We start from the raw sequence: 4,238 nt of genomic DNA, 5'->3' as shown, positions 1-4,238 counted from the left end.
CTCCCCCTCCTTCGGCCCGGCCACCGCGAAGGTGACCATCGTCGAGTGGTCGGACTTCGAGTGCCCCTTCTGCAGCCGCGCCGTGCCGACCCTGAACAAGATCAAGGAGACCTACGGCAAGGACGTGCGCGTGGTGTTCCGCCACCAGCCGCTGCCCATGCACTCGCACGCGAAGATCGCCGCGCAGGCCTCCATGGCCGCCCACGAGCAGGGCAAGTTCTGGGAGATGCACGACAAGCTCTTCGCCAACCAGCGCGCCCTGGAGCGCGGTGACCTGGAGAAGTACGCCCAGGAGCTGGGCCTGGACATGAACAAGTTCAAGGCCGCCCTGGAGTCGAGCAAGATCTCCGCGAAGGTGGACTCGGACTCCTCCGCGGGCATGGCGGTGGGCGCCAACGGCACCCCGGCCTTCTTCATCAACGGCCGCTTCCTCTCCGGCGCGCAGCCCTTCGAGGCCTTCAAGCCCCTCATCGACCAGGAGATCGCCAAGGCAGACAAGGCGCTCGCCGCCGGCACCAAGGCGGAGGACCTCTACGCCAAGCTGAACCAGGACAACGTGAACGCCGCTCCGGCCGCCCCCGCCGCGCCCGCCGAGCCGGAAGTGCAGAAGGTGGAGGTGGGCAACGCCCCGGTGCGTGGCCCGAAGAACGCGCCCGTCACCATCGTCGCCTGGTCCGACTTCGAGTGCCCCTTCTGCAGCCGCGCCGTGCCGACCATCGAGCAGGTGGAGAAGGTCTACAAGGGCAAGGTCAAGTTCGCCTTCAAGCACCAGCCCCTGCCCTTCCACCAGAACGCGAAGCTCGCCGCCGTGGCCTCCATGGCCGCGAACGAGCAGGGCAAGTTCTGGGAGATGCACGACAAGCTCTTCGCCAACCAGCGCGCGCTGGACCGCGCCAGCCTGGAGAAGTACGCCCAGGAAATCGGCCTGAACGTGAACAAGTTCAAGACGGACCTGGAGTCGGGCAAGTTCGACAAGCAGATCGAGGCGGACATGGCGGACGGCTCCTCCAAGGGCGCCAACGGCACCCCGACGTTCTTCATCAATGGCCGCACGCTGGTGGGTGCGCAGCCCTTCGAGGCCTTCAAGAAGGTCATCGACGAGGAGCTGAAGAAGGCCGGCGTCGCGATGGCGGCGGAAGCGAAGTAGCCCTCCCCCGCTGTTGAAGCACAAAGGCCGTCGGCTCCCTCAGCGGGAACCGGCGGCCTTCGTGTTTCCATCGAGTCCCCGGTGCGGCGTCAGGAGACGGCGATGGCGTCGATCTCCACCTGGGAGCCGCGCGGCAGCGCGGACACCTGCACGGTGGCGCGGGCCGGCGGGGAGCCGGTGAAGGCGCGGCCGTACACCTCGTTCACCTTGGCGAAGTCGCCCAGGTTGGTGAGGAAGATGGTGCAGCGCACGACGTGGCTGAAGTCCAGGCCGCTGGCGGCGAGCACGGCCTGCAGGTTCTTCATCACCTGCTCGGCCTGCGCGACGACGTCACCGGGGACCAACTCCATCGTCTTCGGATCCAGGGGAATCTGGCCGGACAGGAACGTCATCTTCCCGGCGTCCACCTGCACGGCCTGGGAGTAGGGGCCAATCGCCTTGGGGGCGTCGTCGGAGTGGATTGCCTTGCGCGCCATGCAGCACACCTCGCGTTGCGGCGGCCCCCAAGGAGGACGGGGGCCGCGGGTCCGCCGCGGGCTGTAGCACAGGACAGGGCTAGATTCGCTCGACCGAGTAGACGCCCGTCAACCGCTCGATGGAGCGCATCAGGTCCGTCAGCTGCTTGAGGTCGGAGATGGTGACCTCGAAGGTATTGACGGCCCGGTCGTCGCCGGTGGCCCGGCAGTTCGCCTGGGAGATGTTGACGCTCTTCTTGGAGAACGTGTTGGTGATGTCCGCCAGCAGGCCCGGCCGGTCCGCTGTCAGCACGCGCAGCGTGACGGGCCGCTTGAAGTCGCCCTTCACGTCCCAGGACACGTCCACGCGCCGCTCGGGGTCCGTGGCCAGGGCCTTCTCACACCCCACCGTGTGCACCGTCACGCCCCGCCCCCGGGTGATGAACCCCGCGATGGGGTCTCCGGGAACGGGGTTGCAACAGCGCCCGAAGCGCACCAGCACGTCGTCCACGCCGCCAATCTGGACGCCGCTGCGGCTGTTGCGCCCGACCAGCCGCTTGGCCAGGTCCGTCATGCGCGACAGGCCCGGCAGCATGGACGCGTTCGCCCCCGTACCGTTGCCGTCCGTGGGACGCGGAGGCGGCTCCGCCTGCGCCAGCTTCTCCTGCGGCACCAGGCGCATCACCAGCTGCTGCGGCGTCACCTTGCCGTAGCCGATGGCGACCAGCATGTCGTCCTCGACGCGGAAGCCCAGCTCCTCGGCGACCTTCTTCACCTCGCCGGAGCGCACCAGCTTGTTGAAGTTGAGCTGGAAGCGCTTGAACTCGCGCTCCACCAGCTCACGGCCCAGCTGCAGGCTCTTGTCGCGCTGCTGCTGCTTGATGAAGCCGCGGATGCGCTGCTGCGCGCGGCTCGTCTTGACGAAGGTGAGCCAGTCCTTGGACGGGTGCGCCTGCGGGCTGGTGAGCACCTCCACCGTGTCGCCGTTCTTCAGCTTGTAGCGCAGGGGAACAATCTTGCCGTTCACCTTGGCGCCCACGCACCGGCCGCCCACGTCCGAGTGGATGGCGTACGCGAAGTCCACCGGCGTCGCGCCGCGCGGCAGGCTGCGCACGTCGCCCTTGGGCGTGAAGACGAAGACCTCGTCGGTGAAGAGGTCGACCTTCACCGTCTCCAGGAACTCCTTGGGGTCCTTGAGGTCCTGCTGCCACTCCATCAGCTGGCGCAGCCAGGCGAACTTCTCGTCGTCCTTGGAGATGGGCGCGCGGCCCTCCTTGTAGGCCCAGTGCGCCGCGATGCCCTCTTCGGCGATCTTGTGCATCTCCGAGGTGCGGATCTGCACCTCCACGCGCTCGCTCAACGGACCAATCACCGTGGTGTGCAGGGACTGGTACATGTTGGGCTTCGGGATGGCGATGAAGTCCTTGAAGCGCCCGGGCACCGGCTTCCACATCTGGTGCACCATGCCCAGCGCCTCGTAGCAGGAGGGCACCGACGGCGCGATGATGCGGAACGCGATGATGTCGTGGATCTGATCGAAGTCGATGCCCTGCGACTTGATCTTCTTCCAGATGCTGTAGACGTGCTTGAAGCGCCCGCTGACGTCGCCCTTGAGGCCGCGCTCCTGGAGCTTGGCGCGCATCAGGTCGCAGGTGTCCTCGATGTACGCCTCGCGCTCCTTCTTGCGCTTGTTGAGCTGCTCCTCCAGCGCGAAGAACTCCTGGGGCTTCACGTAGCGGAAGGACAGGTCCTCCAGCTCCGTCTTGATCCAGGAGATGCCCAGGCGGTTGGCCAGGGGCGCGTAGATGTCCAGCGTCTCCTGTCCGATGCGGGCCTGCTTCTCCTCGGACATGTGATCCAGCGTCCGCATGTTGTGCGTGCGGTCCGCCAGCTTCACGAGGATGACGCGGATGTCCTGCGCCATCGCGATGATCATCTTGCGGAAGTTCTCCGCCTGCTTCTCCTCCTGGGAGAGCGTCGCGGACGCGGAGAACTTGGACAGCTTCGTCACGCCGTCCACCAGCTGGGCGACCTCCGGACCGAACAGCTCCGTGAGCTCCTCCGCGGTGGCGAGCGTGTCTTCGATGGTGTCGTGGAGCAGGCCGGTGACGATGGACGCCTCGTCCAGCTTCAGCTCCGCGAGGATGCCCGCCACCTCCAGCGGGTGGACGAGATAGGGCTCTCCCGACTTGCGGAGTTGCCCTTGATGGACCTTGGCCGAGTAGACGTACGCCTTCTTGATGATGTCCAGGTCGGGGTCCGGGTGGTACGACGCAACCCGCTGCAGGATGTCGTTCAGGCGAATCATCGAGGCGGTGACAATCGTAACTGCCTCAAACAGCAGGGGCAACGTTACCCTGGAACATCGCGTGCCCCGCCGGGTACTGGAGGCCCGGGCGCCCTGGAAATTGGTCCGAGGCTTTCGTTGACCCGGCGTTTCACGCCCCCCTAGATTGGCCCTCTGCCCATGTCTCAGCTTCTGCTGTCCGCGCTCCCGGTGGTCTGCCCGAATTGTGACGGTTTCAACCCGGCACGCTCGGCCACCTGCGCACTGTGCGGCCAGGCGATGGAAGAGGCCGCTCCGGCCCCCCGTCCGGCGGCCACGACCCCCCGGCCGGTGACGCCGCCCCCTGGCG

At 66.8% G+C, this 4,238-nt stretch carries 3 protein-coding genes; 1 reads left to right on the top strand and 2 read right to left on the bottom strand.

Annotated features, from left to right (window positions below; translation table 11 throughout):
- Positions 1-1,147: thioredoxin domain-containing protein (locus D7Y11_RS41830; RefSeq protein WP_148139281.1), on the top strand; the 1,147-nt coding region annotated here is incomplete at its 5' end.
- An 89-nt stretch (positions 1,148-1,236) separates the two neighbouring features.
- Here the strand turns inward: D7Y11_RS41830 and D7Y11_RS41825 are convergent.
- Together D7Y11_RS41825 and D7Y11_RS41820 are read right to left on the bottom strand one after the other, a co-directional pair.
- A complete protein-coding gene (locus D7Y11_RS41825; RefSeq protein WP_120581531.1) occupies positions 1,237-1,623 on the bottom strand; it encodes a RidA family protein in 387 nt (128 codons plus the stop codon).
- A gap of 79 nt (positions 1,624-1,702) precedes the next feature.
- Complete coding sequence (locus tag D7Y11_RS41820; protein ID WP_120581530.1) at positions 1,703-3,910, bottom strand: bifunctional (p)ppGpp synthetase/guanosine-3',5'-bis(diphosphate) 3'-pyrophosphohydrolase; 2,208 nt, start codon at positions 3,908-3,910, stop codon at positions 1,703-1,705.
- Positions 3,911-4,238: the final 328 nt, after the last annotated feature.

Source organism: Corallococcus sp. AB018 (genome assembly GCF_003986945.1).
Lineage (GTDB): Bacteria > Myxococcota > Myxococcia > Myxococcales > Myxococcaceae > Corallococcus > Corallococcus exiguus.
This window is presented reverse-complemented; position numbering and strand designations above follow the sequence as displayed.